Source organism: Salmonella sp. NW177, assembly GCF_051811585.1.
GTDB lineage: Bacteria > Pseudomonadota > Gammaproteobacteria > Enterobacterales > Enterobacteriaceae > Salmonella > Salmonella enterica.
The window spans coordinates 464,117-483,006 of sequence record NZ_JAMMZV010000003.1 but is presented as its reverse complement, the minus strand read 5'-3'; the positions used below and the strand labels follow the sequence as shown (position 1 = coordinate 483,006).

Here is an 18,890-nt window from a genome sequence, read left to right as displayed (position 1 = left end):
TCTCAGGAGTAAAACAATGCCACTGGAGGTGCTCTGTGAGTGCAGGCGTGATAACCGGCATCGTGCTGGTTTTCTTACTTTTAGGTTATCTGGTCTATGCCCTGATTAATGCGGAGGCGTTCTGATGGCCGCGCAAGGATTTTTACTGATCGCCAGTTTTTTACTGATTTTATTGGTACTGGCGAAACCGTTGGGTTCGGGCCTGGCAAGGCTCATCGCCGCCGTTCCGTTGCCGGGCGTGGCTGGCGTTGAACGTATCCTCTGGCGGACTCTTGGCATTACCGACCACGAAATGAACTGGCGTCAGTATTTACTGGCGCTACTGACGCTCAATCTGCTGGGACTGGGCATCCTGTTTTGCCTGCTATTCTGGCAGGAGTGGTTGCCCTTAAATCCGCAGCGGCTACCGGGGCTGTCCTGGGATCTGGCGTTGAATACCGCCGTCAGCTTCGTCACCAATACCAACTGGCAAGCTTACAGCGGCGAAAGCACGCTGAGCTACTTTAGCCAGATGGCCGGGCTGACGGTGCAAAATTTCCTGTCGGCGGCGACCGGGATTGCGGTGGTTTTTGCGCTTATCCGCGCCTTTACGCGCCAGAATGTGCACACGCTGGGTAATGCCTGGCAGGATCTGGTACGCATTACGCTATGGATATTATTTCCTGTCGCGTTAATTATCGCGCTGTTTTTTATCCAACAGGGCGTACCGCAAAACCTGTCGGCTTATCAGCCCATCACCACTCTTGAAGGCGCTAAACAACTCTTGCCGATGGGGCCGGTTGCTTCGCAGGAGGCGATCAAAATGCTTGGCACCAACGGAGGCGGTTTCTTTAACGCTAACTCTTCGCATCCGTTCGAAAACCCCACCGCGCTCACTAATCTGGCGCAGATGCTGGCGATATTTTTGATTCCAGCCGCGCTCTGTTTCGCCTTTGGCGAAGCGGCGGGCGATCGCCGTCAGGGACGCGCGCTACTGTGGGCAATGTCATTCATTTTTGTGGTCTGCGTAGCGGTAGTGATGTGGGCGGAAGTTCAGGGAAATCCACATCTGTTGGCGGCAGGCGCGGACAGTAGCGTCAACATGGAGGGTAAAGAAACACGCTTTGGCGTGCTGGCCAGCAGCCTGTTTGCCGTCGTCACGACCGCGGCGTCCTGCGGGGCGGTAAATGCCATGCACGACTCGTTTACCGCTCTGGGCGGTATGGTGCCGATGTGGCTGATGCAAATTGGCGAAGTGGTCTTTGGCGGCGTCGGTTCAGGCCTGTACGGCATGTTGCTGTTTGTCCTGCTGGCGGTGTTTATCGCGGGGCTGATGATCGGTCGCACGCCGGAGTATCTGGGGAAAAAAATCGACGTGCGCGAAATGAAAATGACCGCGCTGGCGATTCTGGTCACGCCGATGCTGGTCTTGTTGGGTTCGGCGCTGGCGATGATGACGGATGCCGGACGCAGCGCAATGCTGAACCCTGGCCCGCACGGTTTTAGCGAAGTGCTATATGCCGTCTCCTCTGCCGCCAACAATAACGGTAGCGCCTTTGCGGGTCTGAGCGCTAACTCGCCTTTCTGGAACTGTTTGCTGGCGTTCTGCATGTTCGTCGGACGTTTCGGCGTGATTATTCCTGTCATGGCCATCGCCGGATCGCTGGTCAGTAAAAAAGTACAGCCGGCCAGTCAGGGAACGCTGGCGACCCACGGCGCGCTATTTATTGGACTGCTCATCGGCACGGTACTGCTGGTCGGCGCGCTGACGTTTATTCCTGCCCTGGCGCTTGGCCCGGTAGCGGAACATTTCTCTTTACCTTGAGCGATGTGGAGTACATTGATATGAGTCGCAAGCAACTGGCGCTGTTTGAACCTGTTTTACTCGTACAGGCGCTAACGGATGCCGTAAAAAAATTAAGCCCACGCGCCCAGTGGCGTAACCCGGTGATGTTTGTGGTCTGGGCCGGCAGCGTGCTAACCACTCTGTTAACGCTCGCTATGGTAACAGGACAAATAGCGGGAAGCGCCTTGTTTACAGGGGTGATCAGTCTGTGGTTATGGTTCACCGTACTGTTCGCCAATTTTGCCGAAGCGCTGGCGGAAGGCCGCAGCAAAGCCCAGGCAAACAGTCTGAAAGGTGTGAAAAAGACCGCGTTCGCTCGCCGCCTGCGCGCCCCTAGCCATGATGCGCAGGCCGATAACGTGCCCGCCGCTGAACTGCGGAAAGGCGACATTGTCCTGGTCAAAGCGGGCGATATTATTCCCTGCGACGGCGAGGTCATCGAAGGCGGCGCCTCGGTGGATGAAAGTGCGATTACCGGCGAATCCGCGCCCGTGATCCGTGAGTCCGGCGGCGATTTCGCCTCTGTCACCGGCGGCACGCGAATTCTTTCCGACTGGCTGGTGATTGCCTGTAGCGTCAATCCTGGCGAAACCTTTCTTGACCGGATGATCGCGATGGTGGAAGGCGCACAGCGGCGGAAAACGCCTAACGAGATTGCCCTGACGATTTTGCTCATTGCCCTGACCATTGTCTTTTTACTGGCGACCGCCACCCTGTGGCCCTTCTCCGCCTGGGGCGGTAACGCGGTCAGCGTCACCGTGTTGGTGGCGTTGCTGGTGTGCCTGATCCCCACTACCATCGGCGGGCTACTCTCCGCCATTGGCGTAGCCGGAATGAGCCGAATGTTGGGCGCGAACGTCATCGCCACCAGCGGCCGCGCCGTAGAAGCCGCGGGCGATGTCGACGTGTTACTGTTGGATAAAACCGGCACTATCACGCTCGGCAACCGCCAGGCGTCCGATTTTATACCCGCCCGAGGGGTGGACGAACGCACGCTGGCTGACGCCGCGCAGCTCGCTTCGCTGGCCGACGAAACGCCGGAAGGCCGCAGCATTGTGATCCTCGCCAAACAGCGCTTTAACCTGCGTGAACGCGACGTGCAGTCGCTTCATGCCACCTTTGTTCCGTTTACCGCGCAAAGCCGCATGAGCGGAATTAATATCGATAACCGGATGATCCGTAAAGGCTCGGTGGACGCGATTCGGCGTCATGTCGAGAGCAATGGCGGCCATTTTCCCGCCGATGTCGAGCAAAACGTCGAGAACGTGGCGCGTCTGGGCGCGACGCCGCTGGTGGTCGTGGAAGGCGCGCGCGTACTGGGTGTTATCGCCCTCAAGGATATCGTTAAAGGCGGCATTAAAGAACGTTTCGCCCAGCTACGAAAGATGGGCATTAAAACGGTGATGATCACTGGCGATAACCGCCTGACGGCGGCAGCGATTGCCGCCGAAGCCGGTGTGGACGATTTTCTTGCCGAAGCCACGCCGGAAGCCAAGCTGGCGCTGATCCGTCAATATCAGGCGGAAGGACGGCTGGTCGCCATGACCGGCGACGGCACTAACGATGCCCCGGCGCTGGCGCAGGCTGACGTCGCGGTGGCGATGAACTCCGGCACCCAGGCGGCAAAAGAAGCCGGTAATATGGTGGATCTGGACTCTAACCCGACCAAGTTGATTGAAGTGGTGCATATCGGTAAGCAGATGCTGATGACGCGCGGCTCGCTCACCACCTTCAGTATCGCGAATGATGTAGCGAAATATTTCGCCATTATTCCCGCCGCGTTTGCCGCTACCTATCCGCAGCTAAACGCGCTCAACGTGATGGGGCTACATTCGCCGAACTCCGCCATTCTGAGCGCGGTGATCTTTAACGCCCTGATTATTATTTTTCTGATCCCGCTGGCATTAAAAGGCGTGAGTTATAAGCCGCTTTCCGCATCGGCCATGCTGCGCCGTAATTTATGGATCTATGGTCTGGGTGGTCTGGTGGTGCCGTTTATTGGCATCAAAGTGATTGATGTGCTGCTGACCCTGCTGGGTCTGGCATGAGGTGTATGATGATCGGTTTACGTCCTGCTTTTTCGACAATGTTATTTCTGCTGTTATTGACCGGCGGCGTGTATCCGCTTCTGACCACGGCGTTGGGGCAGTGGTGGTTTCCCTGGCAGGCTAATGGCTCGCTGATTCATAAAGACAATGTGATACGCGGCTCAGCGCTTATCGGACAATCGTTTACCGCCGCGGGTTATTTTCATGGCCGGCCCTCCGCCACCGCCGATACGCCTTATAATCCACTGGCGTCGGGCGGAAGCAACCTGGCCGCCAGCAATCCCGAACTGGATGCGCAAATACAGGCCCGCGTCGCCGCGCTACGCGCCGCTAACCCCCAGGCGAGTTCCGCGGTTCCGGTTGAGCTGGCGACGGCGTCGGCAAGCGGGCTGGATAATAATCTGACACCCGGCGCCGCGGCATGGCAAATCCCCCGCGTGGCGGCGGCTCGCCAGCTTCCCGTTGAACAGGTCGCGCAACTGGTTGCAGAATATACGCACAGGCCGCTGGCGCGCTTTCTTGGGCAACCGGTGGTGAATATTGTTGAGCTTAATCTGGCGCTGGATGCGCTACAGGGACACAGAGCGAAATGAACGACGAACCCTTGCGTCCTGATCCGGATCGCTTGTTGGAACAAACGCCCCCGCCCCACCGGGGGAAGTTGAAAATTTTCTTCGGCGCCTGCGCAGGCGTCGGAAAAACCTGGGCGATGCTGGCGCAAGCGCAGCGGCTGCGAGCGCAGGGGCTGGATGTGGTGATCGGCGTGGTAGAAACGCATGGCCGTAAAGAGACCGCCGCGCTACTTGACGGGCTGACCATTCTGCCGCCAAAACGTCACTCGCACCGGGGGCGGCAAATCCGCGAATTTGACCTGGATGCCGCCCTCGCCCGGCGTCCGGCGCTGATTTTAATGGATGAGCTGGCGCACAGTAACGCGCCTGGCTCACGCCATCCCAAACGCTGGCAGGATATTGAAGAGCTGCTGGAAGCGGGAATCGACGTTTTCACCACCGTGAACGTACAACATCTGGAAAGTCTGAACGATGTGGTGAGCGGCGTCACGGGGATTCAGGTGCGCGAAACCGTCCCCGATCCCTTTTTTGATGCCGCTGATGAAGTCGTACTGGTCGATCTGCCGCCCGACGATCTGCGCCAACGGCTCAACGAAGGTAAAGTGTATATCGCCGGCCAGGCGGAACGCGCTATTGAACATTTTTTCCGCAAGGGCAATCTGATCGCCCTCCGCGAGCTGGCGCTACGCCGGACAGCCGATCGCGTGGACGATCAGATGCGCGCCTGGCGCGCGCATCCGGGCGAAGAAAAAGTATGGCATACCCGCGATGCGATTTTACTGTGTATCGGGCATAACACCGGCAGCGAAAAACTGGTGCGTACCGCGGCGCGTCTGGCCTCCCGGCTCGGCAGCGTCTGGCACGCCGTCTATGTCGAAACGCCAACGTTACACCGCTTACCGGAAAAACAACGGCGGGCCATTTTAAGCGCGCTGCGCCTGGCGCAGGAGCTTGGCGCGGAAACCGCCACCCTGTCCGATCCCGCCGAAGAGAAAGCGGTCGTGCGCTATGCCCGCGAACATAATCTGGGGAAAATCGTCATGGGCCGCCCGGCGTCGCGACGTTGGTGGCGACGTGACGCTTTCGCCGACCGTCTTGCCAGGCGCGCGCCGGATCTCGATCAGGTGATCGTCGCGCTGGAAGAGCCGCCTGCCCGCGCGTTGGCGCAAACGCCTGATAACCGACCTTTTAAAGAGAAATGGCGTGGGCAGATTCAGGGCTGTCTGGTCGCCGTGGCGCTTTGCGCCATCACCACGCTTATCGCTATGCAGTGGCTTGTCACCTTCGACGCCGCCAATCTGGTGATGCTCTATTTGCTGGGCGTAGTGGTGATTGCGCTGCTTTACGGACGCTGGCCGTCGGTGGTGGCGACGGTGATTAACGTGGCGAGTTTCGATCTCTTTTTTATCGCGCCACGCGGTACGCTCGCCGTTTCGGACGTGCAGTATTTGCTGACCTTTGCCGTGATGCTGACGGTAGGTCTGGTGATTGGCAATCTTACTGCCGGGGTGCGCTATCAGGCGCGCGTCGCCCGTTATCGGGAACAGCGTACCCGCCATTTATATGAAATGTCTAAAGCGCTGGCCGTCGGGCGTAGCGAACATGATATCGCCGCGACCAGCGAGCGGTTTATCGCCTCGACGTTTCAGGCGCGCAGCCAAATTTTATTACCTGATACTAACGGTAAGTTGCTGCCTCTCACCCACCAGCAAGGCATGACGCCGTGGGACGACGCAATTGCGCGCTGGAGTTTTGATAAAGGCCAGCCTGCCGGCGCAGGCACCGATACCCTCCCTGGCGTGCCTTATCAAATCCTGCCGCTGAAAAGCGCCGATAAAACATACGGTCTGGCTATCGTCGAACCGGGTAATTTGCGTCAGTTAATGGTGCCGGAGCAGCAACGCCTGCTGGAAACATTTACTCTGCTTGTCGCCAACGCGCTGGAACGACTGACGCTGACCGCCAGCGAAGAACAGGCGCGTCTCGCCAGCGAGCGCGAAAGTATTCGCAACGCTCTGCTGGCGGCGCTGTCGCATGATTTACGCACGCCGCTGACGGTATTGTTCGGCCAGGCGGAAATTTTGACGCTGGATTTAGCCAGCGCAGGATCGCCCCACGCGCGTCAGGCCAGTGAAATCCGCCAGCATATTCTCAACACCACCCGGCTGGTGAATAATTTGCTGGATATGGCGCGTATTCAGTCCGGCGGGTTTAATCTTAAAAAAGAGTGGCTGACGCTGGAAGAGGTCGTCGGTAGCGCGTTACAGATGTTAGAGCCGGGTTTATTGCATCCGATTACATTGTCGCTGCCGCAACAGTTAACGCTTATCCATGTCGATGGCCCCTTATTTGAGCGCGTCCTGATCAACTTGCTGGAAAACGCCGTTAAGTACGCCGGGCCGCAGGCCAGTATCGGCATTGATGCTGCGGTTAAGGATGATCGTTTACAACTGGATGTCTGGGATAACGGGCCGGGTATTCCTGCGGGGCAAGAACAGAAGATTTTCGATAAGTTCGCCCGCGGCAACAAAGAGTCCGCCGTCCCTGGCGTGGGGCTGGGGCTGGCGATTTGCCATGCTATCGTAGAGGTACACGGCGGCACGCTTACCGCCTATAATCGACCGCAGGGTGGCGCCTGTTTCCGTGTGACGCTGCCGCAAGGAAAGCCACCTGAACTTGATGATTTTCATGAGGATATGTGACAAACGTTCTGATTGTTGAAGATGAACAGGCCATCCGCCGCTTTCTGCGCGCCGCGCTGGAAGGCGACGGCCTGCGCGTGTATGAAGCTGAAACATTACAACGTGGTTTACTGGAAGCCGCCACGCGAAAGCCCGATCTGATTATTCTCGATCTCGGCCTGCCGGACGGCGACGGAATCGATTTTATTCGCGACCTGCGTCAGTGGAGCGCAATACCGGTGATTGTCCTTTCCGCCCGCAGCGAAGAAAGCGATAAGATTGCCGCGCTTGACGCCGGAGCTGATGATTACCTGAGCAAGCCATTCGGCATTGGCGAGCTGCAGGCTCGTTTGCGTGTCGCGCTGCGACGGCACGCCGCCAGCCCTTGCGCCGATCCGATCGTCCGCTTTTCCGGCGTGACGGTCGATCTCGCCGCACGGTTAATCCACCGTGGCGACGAAGAAATCCATCTGACGCCGATTGAGTTCCGCCTGCTGGCGGTATTACTCAATAATGCCGGCAAGGTATTAACCCAACGGCAGTTATTAAACCAGGTCTGGGGCCCTAACGCCGTGGAGCATAGCCACTATTTGCGCATCTATATGGGACATTTACGCCAGAAACTGGAACAAGATCCCACCCGCCCACGCCATTTTATTACCGAAACCGGAATTGGCTATCGCTTTATGCCGTGAATAGCTATTCATTATTTTTAAATAACTTCTAATTTTTATGTCATTTATTTTCGGCGTCGCGAATAATTATTTTCGCGGCGATATTATATTTTATGGAGAATATAAAAAACATATAATTAACATTTAAGAAACAATCCGTTATTTCACAGCACGATATGCATAATCGCCGACTAATTATTTTTCAAATGATCGTTTTTTGTTGATCTGGTTCACAGATTGCTGGCGCTTCCTGGATAAAATATCCATGCTTTCAATAAATCAATGAAAGGACCTCAAAATGGAAAATAATAATCGTTTTATGCCCCATATAAGGCGGACAACGCATATTATGATGTTTGCCCACCGTAATAGTTTCGACTTTCATTTCTTTAATGCCCGGTAGTTTTTCTGCTACGGGTACTTCAGCATACAGGTCTTTCCGACCCTTATGTCATTCAGGTCTATTGCCTAAATAACTCGAATTGTTAAAAGCGACAGTACGGTAATTCCTTTACGCCCAGCCAGCTAACTATGTGGTTTGACAGAAGAAATTCCGACTCAGCGCAATTTTAGTTATCGCGGTTTCTGCCTGTATATCGTAGTACTCAACTCCTTAAATCCTGAATTTCCTGCAACCGGACGGGTTGGGATTTATTACATCTAAAATAAAGCTAATTTACTGATTTTTTTATCAGCGGGATAGCTTTGATTTTTTTCCGGAAGAATCAGTTTCTCATGCGAGAAATTGAGGGCCTGCTATTACCTGAAATAAAGAGATGAAAAATGTCAGAATTAAAAATTGCCGTTAGCCGTCATTGCCCGGATTGTTTTTCTACACACCGTAATATTGTAAATGTTGATGAGAGTCGTTTCATCGACGTGGCTGCCATCGTGTTATCCATCGACGACATTGAACACGGAAAACTCGATGAAATCGACGCAACGGGTTACGGTATTCCCGTGTTTGTCGCGACTCATGACGAAGGACGCGTACCGCCTGAGTATTTGCCGCGTATCTCTGGTGTATTCGAATATAATGAATCCCGTACTGCCTTCTATGGTCGCCAGTTGGAAACCGCAGCAAGCCACTACGAAACGCAGTTACGTCCGCCGTTTTTCCGCGCGCTGGTGGATTATGTCAACCAGGGCAACAGCGCATTTGACTGCCCGGGACATCAGGGCGGCGAATTCTTCCGCCGTCATCCTGCCGGTAATCAGTTCGTGGAATACTTTGGCGAAACGCTCTTCCGCTCCGACCTATGCAACGCGGACGTGGCGATGGGCGATCTGCTGATTCACGAAGGCGCGCCTTGCATTGCGCAGCAACATGCGGCGAAAGTCTTTAACGCCGATAAGACCTACTTTGTGCTGAACGGGACCTCCTCCTCTAACAAAGTCGTACTCAACGCGCTGTTAACGCCGGGCGATCTGGTACTGTTTGACCGTAACAACCACAAATCTAACCACCACGGCGCATTATTGCAGGCGGGCGCAACGCCAGTTTATCTGGAAACCGCGCGTAACCCGTATGGTTTTATCGGCGGGATCGACGCTCACTGCTTCGAAGAAGATTACCTGCGCGAGCTGATTAGCGAAGTCGCGCCGCAGCGTGCCCGCGAAGCACGTCCATTCCGTCTGGCCGTCATCCAGTTAGGCACCTACGACGGTACCATTTATAACGCCCGTCAGGTCGTCGATAAAATTGGTCATCTGTGCGACTACATCCTGTTTGACTCCGCCTGGGTCGGCTATGAACAATTTATTCCGATGATGGCCGATTGTTCGCCGCTGCTGCTGGAACTGAACGAAAACGATCCGGGTATTCTGGTGACGCAGTCCGTTCACAAACAACAAGCCGGTTTCTCCCAGACCTCGCAGATCCATAAAAAAGATAGCCATATCAAAGGGCAATCGCGCTACGTTCCGCATAAGCGCATGAACAACGCCTTTATGATGCACGCCTCCACTAGCCCGTTCTATCCGCTGTTCGCCGCGCTGGACGTTAACGCCAAAATGCACGAAGGCGTCAGCGGTCGCAATATGTGGATGGATTGCGTGGTTAACGGCATCGATGCACGTAAATTGATCCTCGAAAACTGTCATCACATCCGTCCGTTCGTACCGGAACTGATTGATGGTAAGCCGTGGCAGTCATACCCGACATCAGAGATCGCCAGCGATCTGCGCTTCTTCCACTTCGTTCCGGGAGAACACTGGCATGCGTTTGAAGGCTATGCCGAACATCAGTACTTTGTCGACCCTTGCAAACTGCTGCTCACTACACCGGGCATTAATGCAGCGAGCGGCGAATATGAAGACTTTGGCGTTCCTGCCACGATCCTCGCCAACTTCCTGCGCGAGAACGGCGTTGTGCCGGAAAAATGCGACCTCAACTCCATTCTGTTCCTGCTGACGCCGGCAGAAGACATGGCGAAGTTACAACAGCTTGTCGCCCTGCTGGCTCGTTTCGAAAAACTGCTGGAAGCTGATGCGCCGTTAGCGGAAGTATTACCGTCCATCTACAAACAGCATGAAGCGCGTTATGCCGGCTATACCCTGCGTCAGCTTTGCCAGGAGATGCACGATCTCTATGCGCGGCACAACGTGAAACAGCTGCAAAAAGAGATGTTCCGTAAATCGCATTTCCCGAAAGTCAGTATGAAGCCGCAAGAGGCCAACTATGCCTATCTGCGCGGCGAGGTCGAACTGGTTCGCCTGCCGGAAGCGGAAGGTCGTATCGCGGCTGAAGGCGCTCTGCCTTACCCGCCGGGAGTGCTGTGTGTAGTCCCGGGTGAAATCTGGGGCGGTTCTGTCCTGCGTTACTTCAGCGCCCTGGAAGAAGGGATCAACCTGCTGCCGGGCTTTGCGCCTGAACTGCAGGGCGTTTATATCGAAGAACACGACGGCCGTAAGCAGGTCTGGTGCTACGTCATTAAACCTCGTGACGCGCAGCGCTCCCTGCTGAAGGAGGAAAAATTATGAGTAAACCTAAATCCAATAAAATGGGTGTCGTGCAGCTCACAATTCTGACTATGGTCAACATGATGGGCTCCGGGATCATCATGCTACCGACCAAACTGTCTGAAGTCGGCACGATATCCATTATCTCCTGGCTGGTCACCGCCGTCGGCTCGATGGCGCTGGCCTGGGCGTTTGCGAAATGCGGTATGTTTAGCCGTAAATCCGGCGGCATGGGCGGTTACGCCGAATATGCCTTCGGTAAATCCGGCAACTTTATGGCGAACTATACCTACGGCGTCTCGCTGCTGATCGCCAACGTGGCTATCGCCATCTCTGCTGTCGGCTATGGCACCGAACTGTTCGGCGCCGCGCTGACGCCGCTCCAGATCGGCCTGGCGACTATCGCCGTATTGTGGGTTTGTACTATCGCAAACTTTGGCGGCGCGCGTATTACCGGACAGATCAGTAGCGTTACCGTCTGGGGCGTCATCATTCCGGTTGTCGGCCTGTGCATCATTGGCTGGTTCTGGTTTAGCCCCAGCATGTACGTAGCGTCATGGAACCCGCACCATGTTCCGTTCTTTAGCGCGGTCGGTTCTTCCATCGCCATGACGTTGTGGGCATTTCTTGGACTGGAATCCGCCTGCGCCAACGCAGACGTGGTCGAGAATCCGGAAAAGAACGTCCCCATTGCGGTACTGGGCGGTACGCTGGGCGCGGCGGTCATCTATATCGTTTCGACTAACGTGATTGCCGGGATTGTGCCGAACATGGATCTGGCGAACTCCACGGCACCGTTTGGTCTGGCGTTTGCACAGATGTTCACGCCTGCGGTAGGTAAAGTGATCATGGCGCTGATGGTAATGTCCTGCTGCGGCTCGCTGCTGGGCTGGCAGTTCACTATCGCTCAAGTCTTTAAATCCTCCGCTGACGAAGGCTATTTCCCGAAAGTCTTCTCTCGTGTAACGAAAGTCGACGCGCCGGTTCAGGGGATGTTGATTATTGTGATTATTCAGACTGGCCTGTCGCTGATGACCATTAGCCCGTCGCTGAATAGTCAGTTTAACGTCCTGGTTAACCTGGCGGTGGTGACGAACATTATTCCGTATATTCTGTCGATGGCCGCGCTGGTTATCATTCAGAAAATGGCGAATGTGCCGTCATCAAAAGCGAAAGTCGCTAACTTCGTGGCCTTCGTTGGCGCCATGTATAGCTTCTACGCGCTATATTCCTCCGGTGAAGAAGCCATGCTGTACGGCTCAATTGTGACCTTCCTCGGCTGGACGTTATACGGCCTGGTCTCACCGCGTTTTGAATTGAAAAATAAACACGGCTGATGGCGCGCCCGGGCTGCGGTAACGCTAGTCCGGGCATTTTCACTCTTTGAATAAGATAATAGAAATGAGTAATCCAGAACGGGAAGTCACTGATATAGCAGAAATACTGGCTATTCTCAGTAAACACGAAGTGTGTCGGATAGGGTTTAACGACAATCTCTGTCCGTATGTTGTCCCCGTAAATTTTGGCTACGAGTATCAGAACGGACGCTGGATATTTTATTTTCACGGCGCACGCACCGGGAAAAAGATGCGTCTGTTACGTAAGAACCCGGCAGTATGCATTGAAATGGACGGCGACCATGCATTACTACGTGCCGATGACCCCTGTGATTATAGCTACGCCTACACCAGCGTTTTCGCCACCGGACTGGCATCGATATTGCAAACACGCGAGGAGATGCGCTACGGCCTGGACGTCATTATGCGTCAGACCGATCCGGGAAAAACCTTCAGTTATCGGGAAGATATGATGAAAGCGGTTTGCGTGGTGCGTATTGAATGCGACGCCCTCACCTGCCGCCGACATCTGGCGACTCAGAGCGAATAAGTCAGATATCACAAGCGCCTTATCCGGCCTGGAGGCGATTTACAGGCCTGATAAGCGCAGCGCCGTTAATACAAAAAAGGAGCCGTAAGGCTCCTTTTTCTTCCATATCGCCCATCAGGCGTTTTTCAATACTTCGCTAACGATTTCAACGGCTTCTTTCTCAATCTGCTTGCGATGTTCTTCCCCCAGGAAGCTTTCGCAATAGATCTTGTAAGCGTCTTCCGTACCGGATGGACGCGCGGCGAACCAGCCGTTATCGGTCATTACCTTCAGGCCGCCAATCGATGCGCCATTACCCGGCGCTGCGGTAAGACGCGCGGTGATCGGGTCGCCTGCCAGCGTGCTGGCGCTGACCATTTCCGGAGACAGTTTAGACAATGCCGCTTTCTGCGCGGAGGTCGCGCTCGCCTGCAGACGGTTATAGCTCGGCGCGCCAAAACGCGCTGCCAGTTCATTGTAATGCTCTTGCGGGTTTTTCCCGGTAACGGCGGTGATTTCCGCCGCCAGCAGGCACATGATGATACCGTCTTTATCGGTAGACCACGGCGTACCGTCGAAACGCAGGAACGAAGCGCCCGCGCTCTCTTCCCCGCCGAAACCAAAGCTGCCGTCGAACAAACCGTCAACAAACCATTTGAAGCCAACCGGCACTTCTACCAGCTTGCGTCCCAAATCATTCACCACGCGGTCAATCATCGCGGAAGAGACCAGCGTTTTACCGACAGCCACGTCTTTGCCCCACAGAGGACGATGCTGGAACAGATAGTTAATGGCGACCGCCAGATAATGGTTCGGGTTCATCAGCCCTGCAGGCGTCACGATGCCATGACGGTCGTAGTCCGGGTCGTTGGCGAAGGCCAGGTCAAACTTGTCACGCAGCGCCAGCAAACCCGCCATCGCGCATTCGGAGGAGCAATCCATACGGATCGCGCCATCTTTATCAAGGTGCATAAAGCGGAAGGTTTGATCAACCTGATCGTTAACTAACGTCAGGTTAAGTTTGTAATGCTCAGCGATACGTTTCCAGTATTCAATACCGGAGCCGCCCAGCGGATCGACACCCAGCGTCAGACCGGCTTTCTGAATCGCCGCCATATCAACGATATCCGCCAGCCCTTCGACAAATGGCTGCACCAGATCTACCGCTTTAACGTGGCCCGAGGCCATTGCCGCATCCAGAGAGATGCGCTTAACGCCTTGCAGGCCGCCCGCCAGCAGCGCATTGGCGCGATCTTCTACCACTTTAGTGACGTTGGTATCCGCCGGGCCGCCATTGGGCGGATTATATTTAATACCGCCATCTTCCGGCGGGTTGTGCGACGGCGTAATGACAATACCATCAGCCAGCGGGCCGCCTTTTTTGTTATGGACCAGGATAGCATTTGACACGGCAGGCGTTGGCGTAAAGCCATTATTTTCCTGCACGATAACGTCTACGCCGTTTGCCGCCAGCACTTCCAGCACGGAAATGAAGGCCGGTTCCGAGAGCGCATGGGTGTCTTTCCCTACATAGCAGGGGCCGGTAATGCCATTTTTCGCCCGCTCTTCAGCAATCGCCTGGGCGATCGCCAGAATATGCGGTTCGTTGAAACTGTGACGACCTGCGCTGCCGCGATGGCCGGAAGTGCCAAATTTCACGGCATGTTCTGCATTCCCTGCCTCCGGTTTCAGTACATAATACTGCGCCGTCAGTTGGGCGACGTTAATCAAATCACTCTGTTGCGCGGGTTGTCCTGCGCGGTTGTGGATTGCCATTGCCTGGTCCTTCTAATGCAAGGATTAAATTGTTCCGCAAACCTTTTCAATCAATTCCGCCGGGAATTGCATTGACTGCATGATGTGTTCGATCATGCTGCATTTACGGCCGGTGTTGGTGTTGGTGATCACCCAGTACGGCGTGCCGGGAACGTGCTTAGGTTTAGTTTGATTCCCATTTTTCAGCAGCGTTTGTTCATCCGCCGCAAAATAGACGCGCGTGCGGCCATGCAACGACTCCGTCGCCTCCGCAAACGCGTGGTGATCCAGTGAATAGAGTGTAGTCAGAATCAGCATAAAGCGGTTGACCGCTTTTTTCTGCTCGGCATATTCGTCAGACAACAACAGCTCACGCATCGCGCGAACTTTGTCTTTTACCGGGTTAACCGGTTTCGCTTCGGCAACGGGTTGCGCCGCAGGCGTCCCCTTCACCGCTGAAGCCGTTGGCTGTGTCGTGGCGGAAAACTTCAACATACGCCGTAAAATGTCGGATGCGCTCTCGCCGATATGCTTGGTGTGGCTGGCAATATAGCTATAGAGTTCATCATCAACTTCAATCGTTTTCATCTTAATCCAGTGCGATGTCTTTGCTGAATACAAGTCATTGGGATTATAGGAACAAATCCCAACAGCGGATAGCGTTAAGCCCGGCTGACAAAAAAACTCGGAGTAAACCTTAGAGGTTGCAGCCCAGTGGCAGAATGGTCAACATAATACCCTAACCCGACAGAGCGAAAAAAAGAACTTTGCCATGAAATTAAACATCCGAGCGCAATCTGCACAAAACCTGCACAATAATTCCCCCATCGTTCTCGTTCATGGTCTGTTTGGCAGCCTGGACAACCTCGGCGTACTGGCGCGGGATCTGGTGACCGATCACGACATTATTCAGGTCGATATGCGCAATCATGGTTTATCGCCGCGCGATCCGGTCATGGATTATCCGGCAATGGCCCAGGATCTTCTGGATACGCTTGACGCGCAGCAGATTGAAAAAGCGACGTTTATTGGTCATTCCATGGGCGGAAAAGCGGTAATGGCGCTGACGGCGCTGGCGCCCGATCGCATCGATCGTCTGGTCGCGATTGATATCGCCCCCGTGGATTATCACGTTCGCCGCCACGATCGCATTTTCGCGGCCATTAATGCCGTCAGCGAATCCGACGCGACATCCCGCCAACAGGCGGCAGGGATTATGCGCCAACACCTCAACGAAGAAGGCGTGATCCAGTTTCTGTTAAAATCCTGGGCTGAAGGCGAATGGCGTTTTAATGTTCCGGTATTATGGGAGCAGTATCCGCATATCGTCGGCTGGGAAACCATTCCGCCCTGGGAACATCCGGCGCTGTTTATTCCAGGCGGTAACTCGCCGTACGTGACCGAAGCGTACCGCGACGCGCTGCTGGCGCAATTCCCTCTGGCGCGCGCGCATGTGATCGCCGGCGCGGGCCACTGGGTACATGCTGAAAAACCAGAGGCGGTTCTGCGCGCCATCCGCCGTTATCTGCACGATAAACGCTAACTGATTAAAAACTCATCGCCTGTGCGCGATTACGCGCGCGGGCGTTGGCGTCGCTTCCTCGCTGATGTATGATGGCGCGCTATCCATCCGGGCATAAGCCTGGCTGATTGTTTCCCCCGAAGTCACCAAAATCATGGCCAAAGAACAAACGGACCGTACGACATTAGATCTGTTCGCGCACGAGCGTCGCCCGGGACGACCTAAAACGAATCCGCTTTCGCGCGATGAACAGTTACGCATCAACAAGCGCAACCAGTTAAAACGCGACAAAGTTCGTGGCCTCAAGCGTGTCGAATTAAAACTCAACGCACAAGCGGTTGACGCGCTGAATGAGCTGGCCGAAGCGCGCAACATTAGCCGCAGCGAGCTCATTGAAGAAATATTAATGAAGCAGCTTATGGCGCTGCGCGGCCAGGGTTTAGTCTGAAAATAAGTTTTGTTTCATATTTCGTGTAGCAGAGCGTGCAGTCCCGCGTGATTGCTGTTTCCGCATATCTGCCTGTTCTGCTATGATTGCCCTTATCCGTGGGCAATTCGCCACCACCATTTCAATAAGTTTCAAGAGGTTATTTTACTCATGGCAATCACTGGCATCTTTTTCGGCAGCGACACCGGTAATACCGAAAATATCGCAAAAATGATTCAAAAACAGCTTGGTAAAGACGTTGCCGATGTGCATGACATTGCAAAAAGCAGTAAAGAAGACCTGGAAGGGTATGACATTCTGCTGCTGGGCATCCCAACCTGGTACTATGGCGAAGCGCAATGTGACTGGGATGACTTCTTCCCGACTCTCGAAGAGATTGACTTTAACGGTAAGCTGGTGGCGCTGTTTGGCTGTGGCGATCAGGAAGACTACGCGGAATACTTCTGTGATGCGCTGGGCACGATTCGCGACATTATTGAGCCGCGCGGCGCCACAATTGTGGGTCACTGGCCAACCGCAGGCTATCATTTTGAAGCCTCTAAAGGTCTGGCTGACGACGATCATTTTGTCGGTCTGGCGATTGACGAAGACCGTCAGCCTGAACTGACCGCCGAGCGTGTTGAAAAATGGGTTAAGCAAGTTTCGGCTGAATTGCACCTCGACGACATCCTCAACGCCTAATCTTATGCGGCGCAGCGTTATATCTGCGCCGCATCAATAGACAAGACCAATCAAAATAATTGCTACAAATTTGTAACTTTCGCACCCATCCCTGTACAATGTCCGGGTGTAATCAGGTGGCGCCAAAATTTGCAGGCAAAACCACAGTTTTATTAATATCTGCGAGAGACTTGCGGTTTTCATTTCGGCATGGCAGTCCTATAATGATACGCATTATCTTGAGTGCAATTTCTGTCACTTCTCTAATGAAGTGAATCGTTTAGCAACAGGACAGATTCCGCATGACTGACAACAATACCGCATTAAAGAAGGCTGGCCTGAAAGTAACGCTTCCTCGTTTAAAAATTCTGGAAGTTCTTCAGGAACCAGATAACCATCACGTCAGTGCGGAAGATTTATACAAACGCCTGATCGACATGGGTGAAGAAATCGGTCTGGCAACCGTATACCGTGTGCTGAACCAGTTTGACGATGCCGGTATCGTGACCCGCCATAATTTTGAAGGCGGTAAATCCGTTTTTGAACTGACGCAACAGCATCATCACGACCATCTTATCTGCCTTGACTGCGGAAAAGTGATTGAATTTAGTGATGACTCTATTGAAGCGCGCCAGCGTGAAATTGCGGCGAAACACGGTATTCGTTTAACTAATCACAGCCTCTATCTTTACGGCCACTGCGCTGAAGGCGACTGCCGCGAAGACGAGCACGCGCACGATGACGCGACTAAATAAGTGTAAATCTTTCGAAGAGCCAACCGCCCGGTTGGCTTTTTTATATCCTCCTCTTTCCTGCCGCTTGATGTTGATTTAATGTAAAAAACGCTATCGCATCTCAGGAGAGCAGGAATGGAGCTTCGCCAGTTACGCTATTTCGTGCGTATTATTGAAACCGGCAGTATGGGCAGCGCCGCACAGGATCTTGATATTGGCGTTTCAGCATTAAGTCAACAGATGTCCCGTCTGGAAAACGAGCTTGCCATCCGTCTGCTGCAGCGCACTTCGCGCGGCGTAACGCCAACCAACGCCGGGCTGGCCTTTTATTCACAGGCGCAACTCGCCCTGCGTCATGCCGACGACGCAATTCTCGCCGCCAGAGAAGCGCGCCTTTCCGGTCATGTGAGCGTAGGAATGGCTCCCAGTACCGCCTCCATACTGGGTATACCGTTTATCCATGCCATGCAGGAAAACTATGCCGATGTCCGACTGCATGTGGTGGAAAGCTTGTCCGGTAATCTGGAAAGAATGATCAATACCCGCCAGATTGATTTAGCCGTTGTCTTTCAAAAAGATAAAATCCTGCGCTGGAGCGCCAGACCGATCCTTGAAGAACAGCTTTTTCTGATTGGCTCCCATGCCCTGCTGGCGGCGCTTCCTGATAACCCGATCACACCTGAACAACTGGCAGGCATTCCGCTCATTATGCCAAGCCAGGGACATGGGCTGCGCGGCAGGCTGGACGCTGTCTGCCAGGAACATGCGCTTAACGTTGAAATCGTCGCGGAAATTGACGGCCTGGCGTTGTTGATGCGCGCCGTGCGCGACGGTCTTGGCGCCACGTTGCAGCCCGGCGCGGCGATTTCTCATCTGGATAACGACGCGCTACGCGTGATCGGCGTCCATAATCCGGTACTCAGCCGCCCCAATTTTTTAGTCAGCCTGTCGGATGATGAACTGACGCCCGCTGGCCTTGCCGCCAGAGTAGTCCTTACCAAAGTTATGCGTCAGTTAGTCGACGCCGGTGAATGGCCAGGCGCAACCCTTTACGCTTACTAAACCCCTGTTTAGCGCTACCTGATAGCGCGCCGCTTATTTATCCGTATACATTTCAATTACAAATTTAACAAATAGTTAAATG

General features: G+C 54.3%; 17 protein-coding genes and 1 pseudogene. 16 read left to right on the top strand and 2 right to left on the bottom strand.

The annotated features are described in order from the left end of the window. The first annotated feature begins 35 nt into the window (after window positions 1-35). The 10 genes from kdpF to NA986_RS12580 all read left to right on the top strand — a co-directional run bounded on the left by kdpF (window position 36) and on the right by NA986_RS12580 (window position 12,648). The gene (gene kdpF, locus NA986_RS12625) at window positions 36-125 is read left to right on the top strand and encodes a K(+)-transporting ATPase subunit F (protein ID WP_001670793.1); all 90 of its coding nucleotides are present in this window, start codon (window positions 36-38) and stop codon (window positions 123-125) included. Beyond that, window positions 125-1,804, top strand: a complete 1,680-nt coding sequence (gene kdpA / locus NA986_RS12620; RefSeq protein WP_000730078.1) for a potassium-transporting ATPase subunit KdpA — start codon at window positions 125-127, stop codon at window positions 1,802-1,804. Before kdpF ends, kdpA begins: the two co-directional genes overlap by 1 nt. 20 nt (window positions 1,805-1,824) lie before the next feature. Next, window positions 1,825-3,873, top strand: coding sequence for a potassium-transporting ATPase subunit KdpB (kdpB, locus tag NA986_RS12615; protein ID WP_070793909.1), 2,049 nt, complete (start codon window positions 1,825-1,827; stop codon window positions 3,871-3,873). Between the two features lie 8 nt (window positions 3,874-3,881). Beyond that, window positions 3,882-4,466, top strand: coding sequence for a potassium-transporting ATPase subunit KdpC (kdpC, locus tag NA986_RS12610; RefSeq protein ID WP_000579804.1), 585 nt, complete (start codon window positions 3,882-3,884; stop codon window positions 4,464-4,466). Further along, window positions 4,463-7,147: a two-component system sensor histidine kinase KdpD gene (gene kdpD / locus NA986_RS12605; protein WP_000997489.1), complete on the top strand. Its 2,685-nt coding sequence runs from the start codon at window positions 4,463-4,465 to the stop codon at window positions 7,145-7,147. The genes kdpC and kdpD overlap by 4 nt, the downstream gene beginning before the upstream one ends. Then, complete coding sequence (kdpE, locus tag NA986_RS12600; RefSeq protein WP_000186053.1) at window positions 7,144-7,821, top strand: two-component system response regulator KdpE; 678 nt, start codon at window positions 7,144-7,146, stop codon at window positions 7,819-7,821. Before kdpD ends, kdpE begins: the two co-directional genes overlap by 4 nt. Window positions 7,822-8,098: 277 nt before the next feature. Then, complete coding sequence (speFL, locus tag NA986_RS12595) at window positions 8,099-8,203, top strand: leader peptide SpeFL (protein WP_015632840.1); 105 nt, start codon at window positions 8,099-8,101, stop codon at window positions 8,201-8,203. A 380-nt stretch (window positions 8,204-8,583) separates the two neighbouring features. After that, window positions 8,584-10,782 carry an ornithine decarboxylase SpeF gene (gene speF, locus NA986_RS12590; protein WP_070793907.1) on the top strand — a complete coding sequence of 733 codons (2,199 nt, stop codon included), beginning with the start codon at window positions 8,584-8,586 and terminating at the stop codon, window positions 10,780-10,782. Beyond that, window positions 10,779-12,098 (top strand): putrescine-ornithine antiporter, encoded by a 1,320-nt coding sequence (potE, locus tag NA986_RS12585; protein WP_000042658.1) that lies wholly within the window; start codon window positions 10,779-10,781, stop codon window positions 12,096-12,098. The genes speF and potE overlap by 4 nt, the downstream gene beginning before the upstream one ends. 64 nt (window positions 12,099-12,162) lie before the next feature. After that, a complete protein-coding gene (locus NA986_RS12580; protein WP_000070056.1) occupies window positions 12,163-12,648 on the top strand; it encodes a pyridoxamine 5'-phosphate oxidase family protein in 486 nt (161 codons plus the stop codon). A gap of 114 nt (window positions 12,649-12,762) precedes the next feature. Here the strand turns inward: NA986_RS12580 and pgm are convergent, their stop codons facing one another. Beyond that, a complete protein-coding gene (gene pgm, locus NA986_RS12575; protein ID WP_000974387.1) occupies window positions 12,763-14,403 on the bottom strand; it encodes a phosphoglucomutase (alpha-D-glucose-1,6-bisphosphate-dependent) in 1,641 nt (546 codons plus the stop codon). Between the two features lie 24 nt (window positions 14,404-14,427). After that, the gene (gene seqA / locus NA986_RS12570; protein WP_000848395.1) at window positions 14,428-14,970 is read right to left on the bottom strand and encodes a replication initiation negative regulator SeqA; all 543 of its coding nucleotides are present in this window, start codon (window positions 14,968-14,970) and stop codon (window positions 14,428-14,430) included. 184 nt (window positions 14,971-15,154) lie between these two features. On the opposite strand from seqA, the gene ybfF reads away from it, so the two are divergent. The 6 genes and pseudogenes from ybfF to tcuR all read left to right on the top strand — a co-directional run bounded on the left by ybfF (window position 15,155) and on the right by tcuR (window position 18,808). Continuing rightward, window positions 15,155-15,925, top strand: a complete 771-nt coding sequence (ybfF, locus tag NA986_RS12565) for an esterase (protein WP_000773245.1) — start codon at window positions 15,155-15,157, stop codon at window positions 15,923-15,925. 133 nt (window positions 15,926-16,058) lie between these two features. Further along, window positions 16,059-16,352 (top strand): LexA regulated protein, encoded by a 294-nt coding sequence (gene ybfE, locus NA986_RS12560; RefSeq protein WP_001040939.1) that lies wholly within the window; start codon window positions 16,059-16,061, stop codon window positions 16,350-16,352. Between the two features lie 150 nt (window positions 16,353-16,502). Continuing rightward, window positions 16,503-17,033, top strand: a complete 531-nt coding sequence (fldA, locus tag NA986_RS12555) for a flavodoxin FldA (RefSeq protein WP_001018621.1) — start codon at window positions 16,503-16,505, stop codon at window positions 17,031-17,033. Window positions 17,034-17,236: 203 nt separating this feature from the next. Next, a pseudogene (locus tag NA986_RS12550) lies at window positions 17,237-17,322 on the top strand (fur leader peptide). Next, on the top strand, window positions 17,315-17,767 hold the full coding sequence (gene fur / locus NA986_RS12545; protein ID WP_000131699.1) for a ferric iron uptake transcriptional regulator: 453 nt from the start codon (window positions 17,315-17,317) through the stop codon (window positions 17,765-17,767). The pseudogene NA986_RS12550 and the gene fur overlap by 8 nt, the downstream one beginning before the upstream one ends. Before the next feature lie 114 nt (window positions 17,768-17,881). Then, a complete protein-coding gene (tcuR, locus tag NA986_RS12540; RefSeq protein ID WP_000423371.1) occupies window positions 17,882-18,808 on the top strand; it encodes a tricarballylate utilization LysR family transcriptional regulator TcuR in 927 nt (308 codons plus the stop codon). Window positions 18,809-18,890: the final 82 nt, after the last annotated feature.